Below are 21,495 nucleotides of genomic sequence, written 5' to 3'. Positions count from 1 at the left end.
TCTATACCCCCTCCGCGCGCCCGGCCCCGTCAGGCGCCCTGGGCGCGCAGCCGGCGGCTCACCTCGCCGAGCCCGTCGGCGAGCGCGTCGAGCTGCTCGGGGGTGAGTACGTCGACGAGGACCTCGCGCACCGTGGCCACATGGCCGGGGGCGGCCTCCTCCAGGCGGGCGCGGCCGGTTTCGGTGAGGACCGCGAAGACCCCGCGGACGTCGGAGGGGCAGCTGCGGCGCCGGACCAGTCCGGCCTTCTCCATCTGGGTGACCTGGTAGGTCAGCCCGCTCTTGGAATTGATCAGGCCATTGGCGAGTTCCGTCATCCGCAGCTCGCCGTCCGGGGCCGCGGCGAGCCGCACGAGGATCTCGTACTGCGGGTGCGAGAGACCGGAGTCGTCCTTGAGCTGCTGGTCGAGATGGCGGTTCACCAGGGCGGACGCGGCCAGGAAGCCGCTCCAGGCCCGCATCTCGCGATCGTTGAGCCATCTCGTTTCAGCCATGCCTTCACCCTACACGGGTTGTTCCAATTTGAATCAGTGGTTAAGGTCGACAATGACGGTTCGAATTTGAACGACCCATCCCCTCGGACCGAACCGTCCGACCGGAAGGATTCCCCCCATGACCAGCCCCTCCGTCACCTCGACGAAGCCGCAGGCCGCCGCACCGGCCGTACCCAGCGCCACCGCCCTCGCCCTCTCGACCCCCGGCCACGACGTCGGCCTCCTGCTCCTGCGCCTTGTCCTCGGTCTGACCATGGCCGCCCACGGCAGCCAGAAGCTCTTCGGCTGGTTCGGCGGCGGCGGCATCAGCGGCACCGGCCAGTTCTTCACCGCCAGCGGCTACCCCGCCGGTGACGCCATGGCCGTCCTCGCCGGCCTGACCGAGACCCTCGGCGGCCTCGGCCTCGCCGTCGGGCTGCTCACCCCGCTCGCCGGAGCCGCCGTCGTCGGCACCATGATCAATGCCATCGCCGTGCACGGCGCCGGATCGTTCTTCGCCCCCACGGGCATCGAGTACGAGCTGCTGCTGACCGTCGGCGCGGCCGCCCTCGCGCTCACCGGCCCCGGCCGGTACGCCGCCGACCGCTTCCTGCCCGTCCTGCGCTCCCACCGCCTGGCCCACGGCGCCCTCGCGCTCGTCCTCGCCGTGGTCCTCGCGGGCGGCCTGCTCCTCGTACGCAACTAGTGCCGCGACGGGCGAACGTTGCCCGACGCGGCACTAGCGCGCCCGGGGGTGTCCGGGGCCGGAGTTGATTGGCCCCGGGCATTCGGGGGAAGAGCGCACAAATGACACAACCCATCGAAGACTACGCACTCATCGGCGACCTGATGACGAGCGCACTGGTCGGCCGCGACGGGTCCATCGACTGGCTGTGCCTGCCCCGCTTCGACTCGGCGGCCTGTTTCGCCAAACTCCTCGGCGACGAGGAGAACGGCCACTGGCGCATCGCGCCCGTCGACGCCGCCGTCGGCGAGCCGTGCACCCGCCGCGCCTACATCGACGGCTCGCTCGTCCTGGAGTCGTACTGGGTGACCGACACCGGCACCGTCAGGGTCATCGACTTCATGCCGCAGCGCGACGTCGCCCCCGACGTGGTCCGCATCGTCGAGGGCGTCAGCGGCACCGTGCGGATGCACAGCACCCTGCGCCTGCGCTTCGACTACGGCCACGTCGTGCCCTGGGTCCGCCGCATCGAGGACGACCGGGTCGCCGTAGCCGGGCCCGACGCCGCCTGGTTCCGCAGCGAACCCCCGGTCCGCACCTGGGGAGAGGCCAACAGCACCCGCTCCCAGTTCCCGGTCACCCCCGGCCGCCGCGTCGCCTTCGTACTCACCTGGCACCCCTCGCACGAGCCGCGCCCCGACCCCACCGACCCCTTCGAAGCTCTGGAACAGGGCCTCGCCGACTGGCGCGAGTGGACCGCGCAGTGCCGCTACGACGGCCCCTACCGGGAAGCGGTCACCCGCTCCCTGATCACCCTCAAGGCCCTCACCTACGCACCCACCGGCGGCATCGTCGCCGCCGCCACGACCTCCCTCCCCGAGGAGCTCGGCGGCGTCCGGAACTGGGACTACCGGTACTGCTGGCTGCGCGACTCCACCCTCACCCTCGACTCGCTCCTCGCCACCGGCTTCCTCGACGAGGCCCGCGCCTGGCGGGCCTGGCTGCTGCGGGCCGTCGCGGGCGACCCCGCCGACCTCCAGATCATGTACGGCATCGCGGGCGAGCGGCGGATCCCCGAAACCGGCCTGCCCTGGCTGCGCGGCTACGCCGCCTCCGCCCCCGTCCGCGTCGGCAACGCGGCCGTGGACCAGCTCCAGCTCGACGTGTACGGCGAGGTCATCGACTCCCTGCACCTGGCCCGGACCTCGGGGCTGCCCTCGGAGATGCACGCCTGGAAGATCCAGCTCGCGCTGCTCGACTTCCTGGAACGCAACTGGCACCGGCCCGACGAGGGGCTCTGGGAAGTACGCGGCCCGCGCCGCCACTTCACCCACTCCAAGGTGATGGCCTGGGTCGCCGCCGACCGGGCCGTACGCACCCTGGAGCGCGACCCCTCGATGCCCGGAGAGGTGGAGCGCTGGCGGGCCATGCGGGACGAGGTGCACCGCGACGTGTGCGAGAAGGGCTACGACCCGCAACGCAACACCTTCACCCAGTACTACGGCTCCAGCGAGCTCGACGCGGCGACCCTGCTCATCCCGCGGGTCGGCTTCCTGCCGCCCGAGGACCCCCGGGTGGTCGGCACGGTCGACGCAGTCCGCGCCGAACTCGGCAGCAGCGGCCTGGTCCGCCGCTACAGCACCGAGGGCCCGTCGGTGGACGGCCTGCCCGGCGACGAAGGGGCCTTCCTGGCCTGCTCGTTCTGGCTGGCCGACGCCCTGCACATGACGGGCCGGGAGAAGGAGGCCCGCGCCCTCTTCGAGCGTCTGCTGGCGGTGCGCAACGACGTGGGGCTGCTCGCCGAGGAGTACGACCCCGTCGCCGGACGCCAACTGGGGAACTTCCCGCAGGCGTTCAGCCACGTCGGGCTGGTCAACACCGCCCTCACCCTCGGCGGCTCCGGCTGACCGGGAGCCCTCCGGGCCGCCGACGCCCGGGAGCACCACCCGGGGGCCGACGGCCCGCGATCGTCCGCTATGCCGCGGCGTTCCCGGCCTTCTCGCCCTTCTCGGCGTCCTCGCCGCCCTCGCCGTCCTCGCTGTCCTCCGGAATGCTGACCAGCCAGCGGGTGTCCCTGCGCGGCCGCAGGTACAGCGCCCAGTACAGCGTGGCGACGGCGGTGATGCCGCCCGTCCACAGCAGGTACTGGGTCTCCTGCTGGGTCAGGATGTACGCCAGTACGACGATCAGCACCACCGGCACCGCGGGCCACAGCGGCATCCGCCAGGCGCTCGTCCCGCGGTGCGCCCCGCTGCGGCTGAACAGCGTGGCCACGGCGACGAGCAGGTACATGCCGGTCACCGAGACGCCGGTGACCCCGTACAGGGTGTCGAGGTTGACGAAGCACATCGCCGCACCCGGAACGCCGACCAGCAGCGTGGCCACCCACGGGGAGCCGAAGCGGCCGAGCTTGGACAGCGCCCGGTTGACCGGCGCGGGCCAGGCCTTGTCGCGGGCGGAGGCGAACAGCACCCGGGAGTTCTGGATGACCATGACGATGCCCGCGTTGACGATGGCGAGGGCGACGCAGAGGCTCACGAAGGTGCCGACGGCCGAGTTGGACCAGGCGGTGACCATGCCGCCGAGGTTGCCCGCGGTCAGCGCGTCCAGGTCGGGGGCGCCCATGGTGATGGCGATGACGGGGACCAGGATGACGGCGGTGGAGATGGCGAGGGTGGCGAGCACGGTCCGCGGGACGTTGCGCCGCGGCTTCTCCAGCTCCTCGGAGAGGTAGACGGCGGTCGAGAACCCCTGGGTGATGAACAGGGCGATGGCGAGCCCGGAGACGACCATCATCGCGGTGACGGTGGAGGTGCCGCCGCCCTCGACGGCCACGGAGCCCTGTACCAGGGCGCCCGCGCCCCGCTCGCCGTGGGCGAAGCCGAGTACGGCGACGAGCGCGGCGGCCACCACCTCCAGGACGAGGAAGACGCCGGTGATCCACGCGTTGGCCCGCAGGTCGAGGAGACCGGCGAGGGTGGCGAGCAGCATCACGGCGCCGCCGGCCACCGGGGCCGGTATGTCGACCACGGGGGAGAGGTAGTCGGCGGTGCCCATGGCGATCACGGGCGGCACGATCATCACGACCAGCAGGGACAGCACGAACACCAGCCACCCGGCGAGCCGTCCGGCCAGGGTGGACACCATCGCGTACTCACCGCCGGCGCTGGGGATGAGGGTGCCCAGCTCCGAGTAGCAGAACGCGACGCCGACGCAGAGCAGCGACCCGATGGCGATGGTGAGGGCGGTCCACGTGCCGAGGCTGGAGAACAGGTCGGGCACGACGACGAAGAGCGTCGAGGCGGGCGTCACGCAGGAGAGCGTCAGCAGGGTTCCGCCGACGACGCCGATGGAGCGCTTGAGCTTCTGCGGGATGGGCCCCGTCGCGGGGGCGAGGGCCTGAGGGGCGCTGATCGTGTCAGTCATCGTGCGGGGTTCCGATCGACAGATGCGGTGAATGAGCGCGGGAGCGGTATCGCCTCCGAGGCGGTGGTGAGCAAGTTGTGCCGTGACTCCCGGGCCGTCATGGAAGCCCCACCGGATCCGCAGGTCAAGAGCTGCTGACGTGCGGATTCCATCGTCTGCCACCCACTACGGGGCCGTCCGGAGCGTTAAGGCCGCGTAAATGCTGCGGAATCCGTGGGTGCGGTAACCGCAGGTAGCGGCCCGCGAATTTCCTTCCGCTTTGCCGACGCCGAGGGCGGACGGGCCGTATCGCCGCACACGCCTCGTTACTGCAGGTAAGCGAGAGCGGCCCGGTGCCGAGCGACCCCTATGGGGGAGACGGGCCTGCAACCAATGGCCGACACCGCGCGCGCCGGGATCGTCCCCGGGGGCGATGGGAGCGCCCCCGGCCCTCGGAAGAATCGTGGGCAGACAAGATCGCCGACGGCCCCACGGGCCACGCACACACGAGGAGACTCCGGTGCAGCACACACGCGTTGACCGACGACGCCGGGTCCGGAACACGGCGGCCGCGGCCGCCGTCGTACTGGCCCTCTTAGCCGCGGCCGCCCCGGCCGCCACCGCCGCCGCGACCCCTGACCGGCAGGGCGCCGAGGCGTCGGCCGCGGCACCCGCCTCGGACCTCGACCGCAAGGCCCTCGCCCAGCGGCTGGACGCCGTGCGCGACGCGGGCATGTACGGCGCCTACGGCTCCGTCCGCGACGGCCGCGCACGCTGGAGCGGCGCCACCGGCGTGGCCGACACCGACACCGGCCGGCCCACCCGCCCCGACATGCTCCACCGGGTCGGCAGCATCACCAAGTCCTTCACCTCCGTCGCGGTGCTGCAGCAGAGCGCCCGCGGCCGGATCGACCTCGACGCGCCGGTCGGCGACTACCTCCCCGAACTCCTGCCGGGCGAGCGAGGCCGCAAGGTCACCGTGCGCATGCTGATGAACCACACCAGCGGCATCGCCGACTACATCGCCGAGGCCTTCCCCTCCCTGAAGGAGAACTCCCCCAGGAGCCTGGACGACTTCCGCCACCGCACGCTGCGCCCCGCGCAGCTCATCGGGTACGGGGTGAGCCGCCCGCAGCTCTTCGAACCCGGCACGGACTGGTCGTACTCGAACACCAACTACCTGCTGCTCGGCGAACTGCTGCGCAAGGCCACCGGCGAGGACCCCGAACGGGTCATCACCAGGAACGTGATCCGCAGGGCCGGGCTGAAGGACACCTACTTCCCCGGCACCGACCCGCGGATCAAGGGCCCCCACTCCAAGATGTACGAGAACCTCGGCGGGCTGATCGACCCGCCGCGGGACTACTCCGAGTACGACATGACCATGGCCGGTACGGCCGGGGCGCTGGTCTCGACCGCGCAGGACCTGAACGCCTTCTACCGGGCCCTGTTCCAGGGCGACCTGCTGCCCGCCGACCTGCTCGGCGAGATGCGCACCACGGTCCCCGTCAAGGACGGGAACGGGACCGTGGTGATCCGCTACGGACTCGGCATCTACACCATGGACACGCCGTGCGGCCCGGTCTGGGGCCACGACGGCGCGGTCTGGGGCGCGGGCACCCACGCGATGTCCAGCGCGGACGGCCGGCGGCAGTTCGCCGTCGGGTTCAACCTGATGGGCTACCAGCGCCAGGACGCCAACGGCCGCCCGGTGCCGCATCCCGTCGACGCGGCCCTCGGGGCCCTGCGCGACCAGGCGCTCTGCGGCAGCGCCGCCCCGGCGGGCCGCTCTGCCGCCGCCCCGCAGGCGCTCCCGGAACCGCTGGACTCCCTGCCGCTCAAGGGCGCCCGGCCGGCCGCCTCCGGTCAGCGCTTGCGGTAGCCGCGCGCGTCCTCGGCGGCGGCCAGTACGGCATCGAGGTCGCCGCCGATCGCCGAGGTCAGCGTGATGGCCACGGCGCCCTCCAGGAACGGCGCGTCCACGATCCGGGTACCGGCGGGCAGTTCGGAGGGCTCCTCGCCCAGTAGGGCCTTCACCGTCAGTACGGCACTGCCCATGTCGCACAGCACCGCCACGCCCTGGCCCTCGTCCACCGTCCGCGCGGCGGCCGTGATCAGCTCCGCGCTGGTGCCGATCCCGCCGTCCGGGGTGCCGCCCGCCACCGCCACCGGGGCGGGCTCGACCGAGCCGAGCAGGGCGCGCGAGAGGCCGGCCACGGATTCCGCCACCGCCCTGCTGTGCGAGACCAGGACCACGCCGACGCGGCCGGTACGGGTCTTCGGCGCGGGCCGTTCCGCCGCCTCGGGGGCGACGGCGGGCCCGACGGGGGCCGGTGCCACCGAGTCGGGGGCGTCCACCGCGGTACGCAGGGCCTCCACCAGCAGCGCCACGGAGTTGGCCCCGGCGTCCTGGTGGCCGACGCTGCGCCCGCCGAGGTAGCTGGCCCGGCCCTTGCGGGCTTCGAGCCCCTCGGTGGCGTCGGCCCCGGCGCGGGCCGCGCGGCCCGCCTCCGCCAGGGCCTCGCGCAGCGGCAGCTCTGCCTCGGCGGCGGCGGTCAGCGCCGCCACCGCCGGGGCGAGCGCGTCCACGAGCGTGGCGTCGCCGACCTCGGCCCCGCCCAGCTTCTGCACGGAGCGCAGCCCCCCGTCCAGCGCGGCGCCCAGCTCGGCCGCGGTCGGCGCGGGGGTGTCGCCCAGCAGCTTGCCCGTGCGGCGCAGGGCGGTGCCGAACAGCGGTCCGGAGGCCCCGCCGACGGTGTTGGTGAGCGTGGTGCCGGCCAGGGTCAGCAGCGCGCCCGGGGTGGCGGGCCGCGCCTCCTCGACGGCCGCGCCGACGGCGCCGAAGCCCCGTACCAGATTGGCCCCGTGGTCCCCGTCGCCGATGACCGCGTCCAGCTCGGTGAGGCGCTCGCTGTCGCGGTTCACGAGACGGCTGCTCTCGGCGAGCCAGCGGCGGAAGTAGGCGGTGTCGAGCACCGGGACGGTCTCGGGCTGCGTGGTCGTCATGGGTGGTGGCTCCTCAGGCGGGTCGAGCGGTCGAGCGGGTCGGGGTGGTCGGGTGGCCGGGGTGACGGGCGGTTCAGCAGCCCCAGCGCAGGGACGGTGTGTGCACCGGCGCGTCCCACAGCCGCAGCAGCTCGTCGTCGGCGCGGCACAGAGTGAGGGTGCAGCCGGCCATGTCCAGGCTCGTGACGTAGTTGCCGACGAGCGAGCGGGCGACCGTGATCCCGCGCCCGACGAGCACCCGCTCGACTTCCGCGCGCATGACGTACAGCTCGATCGGCGGGGTCCCGCCGAGGCCGTTGACGAGCAGGATCACCGGGGCTCCGGCGGCCTCCGGGAGGTCCGCGAGGATCGCGTCGAGCATCGCCTCGGCGGTCCGGGCGGCGGTCATGAGGGTGCGGCGCTCCCGGCCGGGCTCGCCGTGGATGCCGATGCCGAGCTCGATCTCGTTCTCGCCGAGCGTGAAGTTGGGGCTGCCCTTGGCGGGGGTGGTGCAGGAGGACAGCGCCACGCCGTAGCTGCGGGAGTTCGCGTTGACCTTGCGGGCCACGGCCGCGACCTCGGCCAGCGGTGCACCCTCCTCGGCGAGCGCGCCCGCGATCTTCTCCACGAACAGGGTCGCGCCCGTGCCGCGGCGGCCCGGCCCGGCGGCGTCTCTGGCCACGGCTACGTCGTCGTCCACGACGACCTGCTCGACCTCGACGCCCTCGTCCTCGCAGTCCTCGGCGGCCATCGTGAAGTTGAGGATGTCTCCGGTGTAGTTCTTCACGACGTGCAGGACGCCCGCGCCCGCGTCGACGGCGCACGTGGCGCGCGCGATGTTGTCGGGCACCGGAGAGGTGAACACGGGCCCGGCCACGGCGGCCGACAGCATGCCGCGTCCCACGAACCCGGCGTGCAGCGGCTCGTGCCCGCTGCCGCCCCCGGACAGCAGCGCGACCTTCCCGGCCGCCGGGGCGCCGGTCCGTGTGACGATGCCCCGCTCCGCCTCCACGGAGAGCTCCGGGTGCGCGGCCGCCATTCCGTGCAGGGCGTCGGTGACGACACTCTCCGGGGAATTGATGAGCTTCTTCACGAGGGCCTCTCTCCTGAAATACGAAACGTGGTCCGGAAAGCGAAAAGTGGAATGGGGGGACGGTATTAACCTGCCGCCGCCGCCCGGTCCACCCTCGCTCCCGGGGCGCCTACCGGGAACGTTACCCCTGGTCGCATCGAGTGTCGTACGGGTCGTTGGTCCCTGATGGGACCGCGGAAAGGCCCGTCCGCGAGGAGTCTGTGAATTGTGCGGACGCCCCCGGGATCCGTGATAGAGATGAATGAGCAAAGCGGAAATGAATTCGCATTCAGGAGGATTCGCTGTGAAGACCGTCGGTACGCGCATGATGATCAGCCCGCCGAAGTACGTCCAGGGCGCCGGGGCGATGCACGAGCTGGGCGAGCACACCGCGCGGCTCGGGGAGAACGCCGTCGTACTCGCCGACAAGGGGGTCTGGGGCTTCGTCGACACGGCGGTCACCCAGTCCCTCGCCGCCGCCGGGGTCAAGCTGACCAAGGAGGTCTTCGGCGGGCTGTGCACCCAGAAGGAGATCGACCGGGTCGCGGCCGTCGCCGAGGCGGCCGGCGCCGACGTGGTCATAGGCATCGGCGGCGGCACCGCCATCGACACCGCCAAGGCCGTCGGCCACGCACGCGGAGACATCGCCGTCGTCAGCGCCCCCACTGTCGCCTCCACGGACGCGCCGACCAGCGCGCTGGCCGTCATCTACACCGAGGACGGCGCCTTCGAGCGCTACTCGTTCTTCCAGCGCAACCCGAACCTCGTCCTCGTCGACACCGCGCTCGTCGCGGGCGCGCCCAGCCGCTTCATCGTGTCCGGCATGGGCGACGCGCTCGCCACCTGGTACGAGGCCCGCGTCTGCGTCGCCGCCCACCGCACCGCCATGGCCGGCGGCCTCGCCACCGAGGCCTCGCTCAGCCTCGCCCGGCTGTGCTGGGAGACCCTGATGGGGTACGGACAGCAGGCCCGGCTCGCCGCCGAGCAGCACGTGGTCACCCCGGCCCTGGAGAAGGTCACCGAGGCCAACACGCTGCTCTCCGGGCTCGGTTTCGAGTCCTGCGGCCTCGCCGCCGCCCACGGCATCCACAACGGCCTGACCGTCTCACACCGCACGCACGGCATGATGCACGGCGAGAAGGTCAACATCGGCACCCTGGCCCAACTGGTCCTGGAGGGCGCCCCCACCGACGAACTGGACACCTGCCTGAGGTTCAGCCGGTCCGTGGGCCTCCCGACCACCCTCGCCGAAGTGGGCCTCGGCGACCCCGGCCGCGAGGAGCTCCTCGCCATCGGCCGCGCGGCCACCGCAGAGGGCGAGACCACGCACAACATGCCCTTCCCGGTGACCCCCGACATGGTTGCCGACGCGCTGCTCGCCGGTGACGCGTACGCCCGCGCGACCGCCGGCAAGGCCTGCAAGAACTGCTGACGCGGGGTGCAGGTCGTGGCGCGTGATGACCGGTGGGGCAGAGTGGGCGCATGTCGACCTACGAGACGATGTCGTACCACCTCGAAACCGAGCGGCTGATACTGCGCCCCTGGGCGGAGTCGGACGCCGCCGAGTTCTGCACCCTCCTCTCCGAACGCGGCAAGGGGACGCCCCCGGTCGAGCGCATCCGCAAGGCCATCGCGGAAATGCTGGCCGCGACGGAGGAGACGGGGTTCGCCCTGCTGCCCGTCCAGCGCCGCGACGAAGGCGACTTCATCGGCTACTGCGGGCTGATCGTCGGCCGCGCCAGCGTGGAGGAGCCCGAGATCGCGTACGAGCTGTTCCAGCACGCGCACGGGCGCGGCTACGCCACCGAGGCGGCCGCCGCGGTGCTCGATGCCGCCATCGCGACCGGGCGCAAACGGCTCTGGTCGACCGTCGGCACGTGGAACACCCCGTCGCTCCGCGTCCTTGAAAAGCTCGGGTTCGAGCGGGATCACCTCTCCATGGAGGAGAACGGCGAAGTGGTGTGGCTCACGCGCACGTTGCCGTGACGCGGGTTCACGCCCCGGCCTCCCCGCGCGGGCCGTCCGTGAGGGCGGCCAGCAGCAGCGCGATGTCGTCCGGCCGGTCGGCGGCGTGCCCCGCCTCGCTCACCAGCCGGTCGGCGGTCTCCGTCAGCGGGGCCGGGCTGGCTTCGGCCAGCACGGCCCGCAGCCGTTCCACACCCTCGTCGATGTCCACCCCCGGGGCCTCCACCAGCCCGTCGGTGTACAGGGCGAGCACCGCCCCGCGCGCCAGGTGCAACTCCGTCACGGGGTAGGTGGCTTCGGGATCGATGCCGAGCACCACCCCGCCCGACAGGTCCAGGACCTCGGTCCGGCCGTCGGGATGGCGCAGCAGCGGCTGGGGGTGCCCGGCCCGCACGGCTCGCGCCAGGCCCGTCTCCGGGTCGAGCAACACGTAGCAGCAACTGGCGAACTGTCCCGGGTCCAGGTCGATCAGCAGCCGGTTGGTGCCCCGCACCACCTCTTCCGGGTCGTGCCCGCTGAACACGAAGGCCCGTACGGCGCTGCGCAGTTGACCCATGGTCGCGGCGGCCGCCACCCCGTGGCCCTGTACGTCCCCGATGACCAGGGCGAGGCGCCCGCCGCCCGCGTCGAGCACGTCGTACCAGTCGCCGCCCACGTCCATGCCCGCAGTGCCCGGCAGGTACCGGCCGACCGTCACCACGTGGTCGAGCACGGGCAGCCGGTGCGGCAGCAGCGCGGCCTGCAGTCCACGGGCCAGCGCCGCCTCGTTGTCGTAGCGCTGCGCCCGCTCCAGGGCCTGCGCGATCAGGCCGGCCAGGGCGGTCAGGACCGTACGCTCCTCCGGGCTGAACCCGCGCGGGGTGTCGAAGCCGAGAATGCACGAGCCCACCGGCCGACCGGAGGCGATCAGCGGCAGGAAGGCGCGGGCCCCGACGTGGGCGTCCAGCGAGATCCCCGGATAGGCCGCGGCCAGGTGCTCCATCGACTCGAAGAACATCGGCCGGCCCGAAGTGAGGGTCTCCACGCCGGGCAGCCGCACGTCGAGCGCCACCCCGTCGAAGCGGCTCAGGAAGCCCTGGGGGAATCCGGTCTCCCAAGCCAGGTGCAAGTGACGCTCGTTGAGCAGGTAGATGGCCAACTGGCGGCCGCCGAAAGCGGGCAGTAGCTCCTCGGTGACCACGGCCGATACCTGACGTGCCGTCACTGCCTCGGTCAGCGCGATGGCGAGGGCCACCGGGCGGTACAGCGCCGAGGCGCGGTCGGCGGGCGATCCGAGTCCGGCTCCCGGCCGGACCACCGACTCGGGGGCGTACGCGGGCTGTTCGGCCGGGCCGACGGTGACGGTCACCCCGTCCGGCCCGGGGTACAGCCCCACCGACAGCCAGTCCCCGGACGCCGGCCCGCCGCGCCGCGCCGGGAAGTGCACCGGCTCCGGAGCCAGGAACACGGCCCGGAAGTGGTCCTCGTACGCCGGATGGCCGAGCCAGGGCAGTGCCTCCCACAGAACCCGCCCGCGCAGCTCGGCGGCTTCCGCTCCGAGCAACTGCCGGGCGGGGGCGCTGACGAAGCCGATCCGGCCTTCCCGGTCCACGGACAGTACGGCCTGCGCCAGCCGGTCCACCGCCTGACGGGCACCCCGGGCCGTGGCGGGCGCGGGCGCGCTCACCGGGTCGCCGTCCCAGAACACCGGGATCCCGTCCGCGTCCAGTGCGGCCAGGGCCCTGGCCAGGTGGTGCGCCGCCGCGCGCATCCGCTCCCGGTCGGCGGCCGCCACCGGCACCCCGGAGGCCGCCTCGCGCAGTACGAGCAGTACCCCGAACCGTTCCGGCCCGGCGGTCACCGGCTCGTACAGCGACCCGAAGGGGAACGGCAGCCCGGCCATCAGCTGGGGGAACCGCTGCATGGCCGTCTCGGCGTCGGGCAGGTGCACGGACTGCCCGGAGCGGTAGGCCTCGGCGACCGGGTACGGGCGGTTCACGTGCATCCGCCACCACGGCCGGAACAGCGGTCCGGGCAGCCCGGTCAGCGCCGCCATGCGCAGCAGCCCGGCGGTGCCGGAGCGCAGGTAGACCCCGCCCGCGTACCCGCCGACGGCCTGCACCGCATCGACGGTGGCCCGCGCGAGGACCCGGGCCATGGCGTCCGCGGCGGGGCCGCCGCTGTCCGGTCTCGCCGTCACTCCCTCAGGATGCCTCCCGGGTCGCCCGCCCGCACACCCCATCCCCGGATTTCCGCCCGCGGTACCCCGCCACCACCGCGACCGAGGCGAGCAGCAGCAGCCCGGCCACCGTGCGCAGCGCCGACCCCATGGCGTCGGTGAAGGCTGCGGTCTCCGCCGGGCCCCGCGGGATCCCGTGGAAGCGGGAGGCCAGCACCGTGCCGACCACCGCGACCCCGAGGGCCGCGCCGATCTCGCGGGCGGCGGTGTTCAGCCCGGAGCCCAGCCCGGCCTGGTGCGCGGGCAGCTCGGCGACCACGGTCAGGGTGAGCGGGGGCGCGCACAGCCCGGCCCCGGCCGACAGTACGAGCAGGTATCCGGCGTACAGGGGGTAGGGAGTGCCCGCGTCCGCGGTGGACACCAGCAGCAGCCCCAGCCCGATCAGACCCAGCCCGCCGCCCACGGGCAGCCGGGCCCCGGTCCGCTCCTGGAGCCGGGCGCCGAAGCGGGGCAGCAGGGCCATCCCGACGGTGAGCGGGACGATCGCGAAGCCGGTCAGGGCGGGGGAGAAGCCCTTCGCGTACTGGAGGTACTGGGCGTTGACGAAGAACAGCGAGAACAGTCCGAAGAAGGCGGCGCCGATCCCGAGGGCCCCGGCCCGCAGCTTCCGCGAGGCGAAGATCCGCGGATCCAGGAGCGGCCGGGCGGCGCGCAGCGCGTATCCGGTGAAGGCCGCCAGCAGCACCGCGCCCGCGCCGAAGGAGCACAGCACGCGCGCCGAGCCCCAGCCGTACGGGGGCCCCTCGATGACGGCGCGGACCACCGCGAGCAGCGCCGCGGCGAGAAGCGCCGCCCCGAGCGGGTCGACGGAGGCGTCGGGCCGGGCGGGCGTGCGGGGCACGGTGCGGGCGACGGCGAGCACGAGCAGGGCGCCGAGCGGCACCACTGCCCAGAACAGCGCCCGCCAGCCCAGGTACTCGGCGGCCAGCCCGCCCCCGACGTTGCCCGCCAGGCCCCCGAGGCCCACGGCCAGCGTCCAGGTGGCCAGCGCCCGGCCGCGCTGCTCCGGAGGCGACAGGTGGACCAGGACGGACATGGTGGCGGGCATGATCAGGGCGGCTCCGGCCCCGCACACCCCGCGCCCGGCGATCAGCACGGCCGGGTCCCCCGCGAGCGCGCTCAGCGCCCCGCCGGCGGCGAACAGCCCGAGCCCGGCGAGCAGGGCACCCTTGCGGCCGTAGCGGTCGCCGAGCGCCCCGGCCGGGATCAGCAGCGCGGCGAAGACGACGACGTACGCGTCGACCGCCCACAGCAGCTGGCCCGGGCTCGGGTGCAGGGAGGACGCGGCGAGCTGCGGGATCAGCAGGTTGACGGCGGCGACCATCCCCTGGGCGACGAGGACGCAGGCGCACAGGGCGAGCAGGGCGGGCCGGGACAGCGCGGGTGCCGGCAGGGCCGAAGCCTCTGCGGAGCCTTCCGAATCTGCGGATCCGGCTGGTTTCCGGGCGTGGTGGAGCACGGCTCCTCCTGGGAGTCGGCGGTGGAAGGGGGGAGGGGAGGCGCGGCGCGCGCCGTCCCCGGTTTCCCACCGTAGGGTTGGCCCGACCTGCTTTCCAGTGCAAGTTGTGCATGGGGTGAATGCGTGTGACGCAATCCGGAACGCCCTCGGGCTCCGGCCTGGACCTGAACCTGCTGCTGGCCCTCGACGTCCTCCTGGAGGAGTCCAGCGTGTCCCGGGCGGCGGCCCGCCTGCACCTGTCCGAACCCGCCATGAGCCGGACCCTGGGCCGCATCCGCAAGGCCCTCGGCGACCCCGTCCTGGTGCGGGCCGGCCGGCACATGGTGCCCACTCCGCACGCCCTCGCCGTGCAGGGCGAGGTACGGGCCGTCGTGGAGCGGGCCCGTGCGCTCTTCCTCGCCGGCGGCCGGGTCGACCTGCCCACGCTGACCCGTACCTTCACCGTGCTGGCCAACGAGTCGTTCACCGCCGTCCACGGGGCCGCGCTGTTCGGCCGGGTCGCTGCCGAGGCGCCGGGCGTACGGCTGCGCTTCCTGGCGGAGAGCCACGTGGACGTCCCGGCGCTGCGCGAGGGCGTGGCCGATCTGGAGCTCGGTGTCATCGACACCCGCTCGCCCGAGGTGCGGGTCGAACACCTCGCCGACGAGATGATGCTGGCCGTCGCCCGCTCCGGCCATCCGCTGCTGCGCGGCGGCGACGGGCCCACCGCGCGCCGGTTCGCCTCCGCCGAGCACCTCATCGTCTCGCGGCGCGGCCGCCTGGAGGGTCCGGTGGATGCGGCCCTCGCCGAACAGGGCCTGACCCGGCGGGTGGTGGGCAGCGTCGGCACCTTCCCCGCCTCCCTCTTCGTACTGCGCGACACCGACCTCGTGGGCCTGATCACCAGTCAGGCCGCGTCGCTCGCCACCGCCCTGGGGCTGCGGACCTTCGAGATCCCGCTCGAACTGCCCTCCCTGCCCTTCGGCATGGCCTGGCACCCCCGCCACGACGCCGACCCGGCGCACGCCTGGCTGCGCCGCTGCGCCCGCGGACTGCTGCGGCCGGAGCGGGCCCCGGGCTGACGGTCCCCGGGCCGGCGTCGCCCCTGCGCCGGCTTCGCCGCTCGCGCCGGACTCGGCCGAACGGCCGACGCGGGGTCGGGACCGTAGGGCTGAAAGGCCGTTCCGGTCAGGGACTTTGAGCGCCTCCCGGGCACCCCGGCGGCTGCTTAGCCTTGCCTAAGTAGATCCGCCTCGCCGAAGAAGGTGTGCTCGTGCCGTCGCTCAACGACAGCCGTCCCGGGACGACCGTACGCATCACCGGGATCGCCCCCGGTGCCGGCCCGGGCGGGGGCGGCCGCAGACGGCTGCTCGAATTCGGCTTCGTTCCGGGCGCCGACGTCACCGTGATCGCCCGCGGCGCCACCGGCGGGCTGCTCGTCGGCCTCGGCGAGACCCGGGTGGCGCTGGACTCCCGAACCGCCGGCCGGCTCAGGTGCGCCCGATGAGCTGTCACGCCCCCGACGGCGGCGGCACGACGACGGCGGTGCGGGAGGCGGGCACCCCGCTCATCGCCCTCACCGGGAACCCCAATGTCGGCAAGTCGACCCTCTTCAACGCCCTCACCGGAGCCCACCAGCGCGTCGGCAACTGGCCCGGCAAGACGGTCTCCGTGGCCCGCGGCGAGTGGCGCACCCTCGGCGGGGCCCGGCTGCGCCTCGCCGACCTGCCCGGCTCCTACAGCCTGCTGCCCGACTCCCCGGACGAGGAACTGGTGCGCGACGTGCTCACCGCACCGGCCGGGGAGCGGCCCGACGCGGTGGTCTTCGCCCTCGACGCGGCCAACCCGGCGCGCAACCTCTACCTGCTCTCGCAGATCCTCGACACCGGCATCCCGGTCGTCGCCGCCCTGACCATGACCGACGTCGCCGCCCGGCGCGGTGCGGCCCTCGACCCCGGCGCGCTGGCCCGGGAACTCGGGCTGCCCGTCGTACCGGTGGAGGGTCGCACCGGGACCGGGCTCGACCTGCTCGCCGACACTGTGGCCGACGCGCTGCCCGGGCCCCCGCCGCACCGGGCAGCCTCGTACGCGGCGGCCTCGTCGCCCGCCTCGTACCCGCCCGGCGCCCGCGCGCCCGGGGCCTGGTCGGCCGGCTCGCCCGTCGACGCCGAGCTCGACGCCCTCGTACGGGAGGCCGCGCACGCCCCGCACCCGTACCCGCCGTGCTGGCTGGCGGTGAGCCTGCTCTGCGGCGAGGAGCCGGCCGCCGCCGTGCCCGCCGGGCTCGTCGACCGCGCACGCCTCGCCGCCGCCCGGCTCGCGGCCACCGCCGAGTACGCCGACGCGGAAGTCCTCGTCGCCGAAGCCCGCTACGCCTGGGCCCACGCCGTCATCGAGCGCGCCGCACCCCGCCCCGCGCAGGCCCGGCCCACCCTCACCGACCGCGTGGACCGGCTGCTGCTCTCCCGCTCCTTCGGCATCCCGTTCTTCCTAGCCGTCATGTGGGGCGTGTTCCAGGCCACCACCACCCTCGCCAAACCCCTCCAGGACGGCCTCGGCGCCTTCGTCTCCGGACCGGTCAGCGGCGGCGCCGAGCGGCTGCTGGAGGCCGTGCACGCCCCCGGCCGGCTCACCGGACTGCTGGTGGAGGGCCTGATCAGCGGGGTGGGCCAGCTGCTCACCTTCGTCCCGCTGATGATCATCATGTTCGCGCTGCTGGCCCTGCTGGAGGACTCCGGGTACTTCGCCCGCGCCGCCTTCGTCGCCGACCGCCTGATGCGCACCCTGCGGCTGCCCGGCCGCGCCTTCCTCCCGCTCGTCGTCGGCTTCGGCTGCAACGTCCCCGCCTTCGCGAGCACCCGGATCCTCAGCCGCCGCTCGCACCGGCTCCTGGTCGGCATGCTCATCCCGTACATGAGCTGCACCGCCCGCCTCGCCGTCTACGTGATGATCGCGGGCATCTTCTTCGGCTCGAACTCCGGCACCGTCGTCTTCCTCCTGTACGTCGCCTCCGTGCTGCTGGTGGTCTCCATGGGCCTGCTCCTGCGCCCCCTGCTCTTCAAGGACATGGAGGAGGAGCCTCTCGTCCTGGAACTGCCGCCCTACCGGCTGCCCACCTTGCGCGTCACCGGCGCCCAGGTCCTGCAGAAGCTCGGCGCCTTCCTGCGCACCGCGGGCGGGATCATCGTGGCCACCGCGGCGGCGGTCTGGCTGCTGATGGCCGTCCCCGCCGGAGCGGGCGCGGGCGGCTTCGGCAAGCCGGAGGTCGAGCAGAGCGTCTTCGGCACCGTCACCCGCGCCGTCGCCCCGGTGATGGCACCGGCCGGCTTCGGCGACTTGCACGCGACGGCGGCGCTCGGCACCGGACTCATCGCCAAGGAGGGCGTCATCTCCACCCTCGCCCAGACCTACTCGGCCGAGGAGGACGGCGGCCCCGAACTCGGCGACCGCCTGCACGCCACCTTCGCGGAGTCCTCCGGCGGACACCCCGAGGCCGCGGCCCTCGCCTTCCTCGTCTTCGTCCTGGCCTACACGCCGTGCATGGCCACCGTCGCCGCCCAACGCGCCGAGATCGGCACCCGGCTGACCCTCATCGGGCTCGGACTGCAACTGGCCGCGGCCTGGCTGCTGGCCACCGGCGTCTTCCAGATCGCGCGGGTGCTGTGGTGAGCGCCGCACAGGGGCCCGGGATGCTGCGCAGGCTGCTGCGCGAGTTCGAGGAGGCCGCGCCGGGCGAGGGGCTGGGGCAGATCGCGGCCCGGCTGGGCATCAGCCGGGCCGAAGCCGCCGACCTCGCCGACTACTGGGTGCGCAAGGGCCGCCTCAGGCGGGAGGAGCTCGGCGCCCCGGACTGCGCCGGGTGCTTCTTCGCCTCGCGCGCCTGCCCGGCCTCCGGACCCGCCGCGCCCGCCGCGGGCTCCTCGGCCCCGGCCTGCCACAGCGGGCCCGCGCGGCCGGCGCTCGTCGCGCTGAGCCCCGTACGCCCCGCACGCCGTACGGACTGACCCGAACGCCTCCCCCGTCCGGGGGACGGTCGGGCGCCGGGGACCCTCTGGCGGCCGCGTGCGGGCAGGCTTGCGAACATGCGACAGCAGTACGACACGTCAGCGCCCCCGGTGGCCTTCTCGATGGCCGACGCCTTCATGCTCCGTACGGCCCTGGACGCCCTCGGCGGGGTCCGCGGTCTCGACACCCTCGACCTGGCCTGCGGACACGGCTCCACCGCACGGCTGCTGGCGAGCGGCGGTGCCCGCCGGACCGTGGGCGTCGACAGCTGCCCCGAACGCATCAGCCGGGCCCGGGCGCACGGGGCGGGGGAGCCCGGCACCGTCGTCGAGTACCACGTCGCCGACGCGGCCGGCCTGCCCCAGCTCGGGCCGTTCGACCTGGCCACCGCCGTGTACCTGTTCAACCAGGCGCACGACCGGGCCGCCCTGCACGCGATGTTCCGGGCCGTCCGCGCCAACCTCCGCCCGGGGGCACGACTGCTGGCGATCGTGCCGAACCCGGGCGCCTTCCCGCACGTGGACTGGTCCCCGTACGGGATCCGCATCGTCGAGCGCACCCCGGGCGGCGACGCCCCGCTGCTCCGGGCGCGGCTGGAGACCGACCCGCCGGTCGCGTTCGAGTGCCGCGAGTGGGCGCACGCCGACTTCGCCGAGGCCGCCGTCGACGCGGGCTTCGCCACGGTCGCCTGGCAGCCCACCCGTACCCCGCCGGCCTGCGAGGTCCGCGACGAGACGTACTGGGCCCGCTACCGCAGTGCGCCGGTCAGCTCGCTGATGAACTGCGTGGCCTGACGCGAACGCCCGTCGGGCCCGTCAGGCTTCCGCCGCCGCCCGGACCAGCGCCACGATGCGCTCGCGTGCCGCCCGTCCCTCCGGCACCGGCAGCAGCGGGTACACATGCGGAAGCCCCGGCTCCTCGTGGAAATCCACCTCGGCCCCGGCCGCGCGGGCCCGACGCAGCAGCTCCCGGCTGTCGGTGACCAGGACGTCCCGGCTGCCCGCGAACACCGTCAGCGGGGCCAGGCCCGCGAAGGACCCGTGCAACGGGCTCACCTGCGGGTCGTCGGCCGCCAGGTTCCCCGCGTACAGCCGGCCGGCCTCGCGCAGCCCGGGCCGGGCCAGCACCGGGTCGACCGGTTCGATCGCCGCCTGGTCGGGATGGCTCATGGTCACGTCCAGCCACGGCGAGATCAGGACGATCCGGGTGGGCTGCGCCCCTGTACGGTCGCGCAGCCGCTGCGCCGCGGCCAGGGCCAGTCCGGCTCCGGCGGAGTCCCCGATGAGCACCGTGCCGCCCGCGCCGCCGCTCGCGATCAGGCCGCTGAGCAGGTCGGCGGCGACCGGGACCGTACGGTCGGCGGTACCGCGCGGGGCGAGTATGTACGCCGGTACGACGACCCGGGCGCGGGCCTCGGACACCAGGGTCCGGATCATCGACCAGTGCGGCCGGACGAGTTCGTTGATGTACCCGCCGCCGTGCACGTACAGCACCTGGGCCGTCGGCTCGGCGCCGCGCGGCGAGGCGTCGTACACGGGCCAGGCGCCGACGAAGGTCCGCGACACCTCCGCCACCCGTCCCAGCGAGCGCGGAGGCAGATGGGACGCCGGCCGGCGGGACGATTCGGCCACTCGGGTCCTTACCGCCTCGGCGCTCGCGAGCCGTCTTCGTCGGCCCGCCGCGATCAGCGCGACCGAAAACGCCCTGCTGCGCAGACTCGGCACGCCCCTCACCTCCCCAGTTCCGGCCCTGGCCCCTGCCCCGGCCACCTGCCCGTCACCTGAGGAGCATAGGCGTGAAGCTGGCCTGTGGACCCGCTTAAGAAATCCTCGATGGACTGATCACCCGCAGGTGGGCAGATTGGTGCTTGTCCGCACGTCACCGCGGCAGTCGTGCCCGCGGTGCTCCCTTCCGCATGCCTGGAGCCACCCCCATGAAGGCACTCGTCAAGCACAAGGCAGAGCCCGGCCTGTGGCTCATGGACGTTCCGGAGCCCGAGTACGGCGCCGGCGACGTGCTGATCAAGGTGCTGCGCACCGGAATCTGCGGAACGGACCTGCACATCCGTGCCTGGGACGGCTGGGCGCAGGGTGCGGTCAAGACCCCGCTCGTGCTCGGCCACGAGTTCGTCGGCGAGGTCGCGGCGCTCGGCGCGGACGTCCGCGGCATCGAGGTCGGCGCGCTGGTCAGCGGTGAGGGCCACCTGGTGTGCGGGACCTGCCGCAACTGCCTGGCCGGCCGCCGCCACCTGTGCCGCAGCACGGTCGGGCTCGGCGTCGGGCGCGACGGTGCGTTCGCCGAGTACGTCGTCCTGCCCGCGCAGAACGTCTGGGTGCACCGAACCGCGGTCGACCTGGACGTCGCGGCGATCTTCGACCCGTTCGGCAACGCCGTGCACACCGCGCTGTCGTTCCCGCTCGTCAACGAGGACGTGCTGATCACCGGCGCGGGCCCGATCGGCATCATGGCGGCGGCCGTGGCCAGGCACGCGGGTGCGCGCAACGTCGTCATCACCGACGTCAGCCCGGAGCGGCTGGAGATCGCCCGCAAGGCGGGCGCGACCCTCGCGGTGAACGTCGCCGAGTCCTCCATCGCCGAGGCGCAGGCGAAGCTGGGCCTGCGCGAGGGCTTCGACATCGGCCTGGAGATGTCCGGCCGCGCCGAGGCCATGCGCGACATGATCGACAACATGACGCACGGCGGCCGGATCGCGATGCTTGGCCTGCCGGCCCAGGAGTTCCCGGTCGACTGGGCGAAGGTCGTCACCTCGATGATCACCATCAAGGGCATCTACGGCCGCGAGATGTTCGAGACCTGGTACGCGATGACGGTCCTGCTGGAGGGCGGGCTCGACCTCAGCCCGGTCATCACCGGCCGCTACTCGCACCGCGACTTCGAGGCCGCCTTCGACGAGGCCGCGACCGCCCGCAGCGGCAAGATCATCCTGGACTGGACGACCTGACCCGAGCCGGCCCCTCCCGCCCGCGCGGCGGCCCTGCCCGTCGTGCCCGGGCCTCCGGCGGCCGGGGTTCCTGGCCTCCGGCTGGGGTTCCTGGCCTCCGGGCACAGGGCTCCTGGCTTCCGCCGGGGGCGTGCGGCTCCGCCGAGGGTTTCCGACCTCCGGCCGGGGCTTGCGGCTCCGCCGAGGGTTTCCGACCTCCGGCCGGGGCGTGCGACTCCGCCGAGGGTCTCCGACCTCCGGCCGGGGCGTGCGACTCCGCCGAGGGTCTCCGACCACTGGCCGGGGCT

At 73.8% G+C, this 21,495-nt stretch carries 18 protein-coding genes and 1 pseudogene; 11 read left to right on the top strand and 8 right to left on the bottom strand.

Annotated elements, in window-relative coordinates; all coding sequences use genetic code 11:
* Nucleotides 1-29: 29 nt before the first annotated feature.
* Entirely contained in the window at nucleotides 30-494 is a 465-nt protein-coding gene (locus AB0M99_RS01250; protein ID WP_365916231.1) for a MarR family transcriptional regulator, read from the bottom strand.
* A gap of 118 nt (nucleotides 495-612) precedes the next feature.
* On the opposite strand from AB0M99_RS01250, the gene AB0M99_RS01245 reads away from it, so the two are divergent.
* Entirely contained in the window at nucleotides 613-1,179 is a 567-nt protein-coding gene (locus tag AB0M99_RS01245) for a DoxX family protein (RefSeq protein ID WP_365916229.1), read from the top strand.
* Nucleotides 1,180-1,280: 101 nt separating this feature from the next.
* Complete coding sequence (locus AB0M99_RS01240; RefSeq protein WP_365916227.1) at nucleotides 1,281-3,065, top strand: glycoside hydrolase family 15 protein; 1,785 nt, start codon at nucleotides 1,281-1,283, stop codon at nucleotides 3,063-3,065.
* 67 nt (nucleotides 3,066-3,132) lie between these two features.
* Here AB0M99_RS01240 and AB0M99_RS01235 read toward each other — a convergent pair whose 3' ends face one another.
* The gene (locus AB0M99_RS01235) at nucleotides 3,133-4,584 is read right to left on the bottom strand and encodes an APC family permease (RefSeq protein WP_365916225.1); all 1,452 of its coding nucleotides are present in this window, start codon (nucleotides 4,582-4,584) and stop codon (nucleotides 3,133-3,135) included.
* Nucleotides 4,585-5,083: 499 nt separating this feature from the next.
* Here AB0M99_RS01235 and AB0M99_RS01230 point away from each other — a divergent pair, with 499 nt between their 5' ends.
* On the top strand, nucleotides 5,084-6,445 hold the full coding sequence (locus AB0M99_RS01230; protein WP_365916223.1) for a serine hydrolase domain-containing protein: 1,362 nt from the start codon (nucleotides 5,084-5,086) through the stop codon (nucleotides 6,443-6,445).
* Here AB0M99_RS01230 and AB0M99_RS01225 read toward each other — a convergent pair.
* The 3 genes and pseudogenes from AB0M99_RS01225 to dhaK form a co-directional block, all read right to left on the bottom strand.
* Entirely contained in the window at nucleotides 6,430-6,819 is a 390-nt protein-coding gene (locus AB0M99_RS01225; RefSeq protein WP_365916522.1) for a PTS fructose transporter subunit IIA, read from the bottom strand. The two genes, AB0M99_RS01230 and AB0M99_RS01225, sit on opposite strands and share 16 nt — an antisense overlap.
* Nucleotides 6,820-6,930: 111 nt before the next feature.
* Nucleotides 6,931-7,539: pseudogene (gene dhaL, locus AB0M99_RS01220) on the bottom strand (dihydroxyacetone kinase subunit DhaL); the annotation flags it as partial.
* A 103-nt stretch (nucleotides 7,540-7,642) separates the two neighbouring features.
* On the bottom strand, nucleotides 7,643-8,641 hold the full coding sequence (dhaK, locus tag AB0M99_RS01215; protein ID WP_365916221.1) for a dihydroxyacetone kinase subunit DhaK: 999 nt from the start codon (nucleotides 8,639-8,641) through the stop codon (nucleotides 7,643-7,645).
* 283 nt (nucleotides 8,642-8,924) lie between these two features.
* Between dhaK and AB0M99_RS01210 the strand changes: the two genes are divergently transcribed.
* Both AB0M99_RS01210 and AB0M99_RS01205 read left to right on the top strand, forming a co-directional pair.
* Complete coding sequence (locus AB0M99_RS01210; protein WP_365916219.1) at nucleotides 8,925-10,052, top strand: glycerol dehydrogenase; 1,128 nt, start codon at nucleotides 8,925-8,927, stop codon at nucleotides 10,050-10,052.
* Nucleotides 10,053-10,102: 50 nt separating this feature from the next.
* Nucleotides 10,103-10,606: a GNAT family N-acetyltransferase gene (locus AB0M99_RS01205; RefSeq protein WP_365916217.1), complete on the top strand. Its 504-nt coding sequence runs from the start codon at nucleotides 10,103-10,105 to the stop codon at nucleotides 10,604-10,606.
* A gap of 7 nt (nucleotides 10,607-10,613) precedes the next feature.
* On the opposite strand, the gene AB0M99_RS01200 is transcribed toward AB0M99_RS01205, so the two are convergent.
* Nucleotides 10,614-12,722: a SpoIIE family protein phosphatase gene (locus AB0M99_RS01200; RefSeq protein ID WP_365916520.1), complete on the bottom strand. Its 2,109-nt coding sequence runs from the start codon at nucleotides 12,720-12,722 to the stop codon at nucleotides 10,614-10,616.
* A 46-nt stretch (nucleotides 12,723-12,768) separates the two neighbouring features.
* Nucleotides 12,769-14,196 carry an MFS transporter gene (locus tag AB0M99_RS01195; RefSeq protein ID WP_365916518.1) on the bottom strand — a complete coding sequence of 476 codons (1,428 nt, stop codon included), beginning with the start codon at nucleotides 14,194-14,196 and terminating at the stop codon, nucleotides 12,769-12,771.
* Nucleotides 14,197-14,381: 185 nt separating this feature from the next.
* Here AB0M99_RS01195 and AB0M99_RS01190 point away from each other — a divergent pair, with 185 nt between their 5' ends.
* The 5 genes from AB0M99_RS01190 (at nucleotide 14,382) to AB0M99_RS01170 (ending at nucleotide 19,040) form a co-directional block, all read left to right on the top strand.
* Nucleotides 14,382-15,323 (top strand): LysR family transcriptional regulator, encoded by a 942-nt coding sequence (locus tag AB0M99_RS01190; protein ID WP_365916215.1) that lies wholly within the window; start codon nucleotides 14,382-14,384, stop codon nucleotides 15,321-15,323.
* A gap of 191 nt (nucleotides 15,324-15,514) precedes the next feature.
* A complete protein-coding gene (locus tag AB0M99_RS01185) occupies nucleotides 15,515-15,748 on the top strand; it encodes a FeoA family protein (RefSeq protein ID WP_365916213.1) in 234 nt (77 codons plus the stop codon).
* A complete protein-coding gene (gene feoB / locus AB0M99_RS01180; RefSeq protein WP_365916211.1) occupies nucleotides 15,745-17,910 on the top strand; it encodes a ferrous iron transport protein B in 2,166 nt (721 codons plus the stop codon). The genes AB0M99_RS01185 and feoB overlap by 4 nt, the downstream gene beginning before the upstream one ends.
* Nucleotides 17,907-18,245, top strand: coding sequence for a FeoC-like transcriptional regulator (locus tag AB0M99_RS01175; protein WP_365916209.1), 339 nt, complete (start codon nucleotides 17,907-17,909; stop codon nucleotides 18,243-18,245). The genes feoB and AB0M99_RS01175 overlap by 4 nt, the downstream gene beginning before the upstream one ends.
* Nucleotides 18,246-18,323: 78 nt before the next feature.
* A complete protein-coding gene (locus tag AB0M99_RS01170) occupies nucleotides 18,324-19,040 on the top strand; it encodes a class I SAM-dependent methyltransferase (RefSeq protein ID WP_365916207.1) in 717 nt (238 codons plus the stop codon).
* Nucleotides 19,041-19,061: 21 nt separating this feature from the next.
* Here the strand turns inward: AB0M99_RS01170 and AB0M99_RS01165 are convergent, their stop codons facing one another.
* Entirely contained in the window at nucleotides 19,062-19,811 is a 750-nt protein-coding gene (locus tag AB0M99_RS01165; RefSeq protein WP_365916205.1) for an alpha/beta hydrolase, read from the bottom strand.
* Between the two features lie 368 nt (nucleotides 19,812-20,179).
* Between AB0M99_RS01165 and tdh the strand changes: the two genes are divergently transcribed.
* Entirely contained in the window at nucleotides 20,180-21,208 is a 1,029-nt protein-coding gene (gene tdh / locus AB0M99_RS01160) for an L-threonine 3-dehydrogenase (protein WP_365916203.1), read from the top strand.
* Nucleotides 21,209-21,495 lie beyond the last annotated feature (287 nt).

The sequence above is a fragment of the Streptomyces sp. NPDC051183 genome (assembly GCF_040682455.1).
In the GTDB taxonomy this organism is placed as follows: domain Bacteria; phylum Actinomycetota; class Actinomycetes; order Streptomycetales; family Streptomycetaceae; genus Streptomyces.
This window is presented reverse-complemented; position numbering and strand designations above follow the sequence as displayed.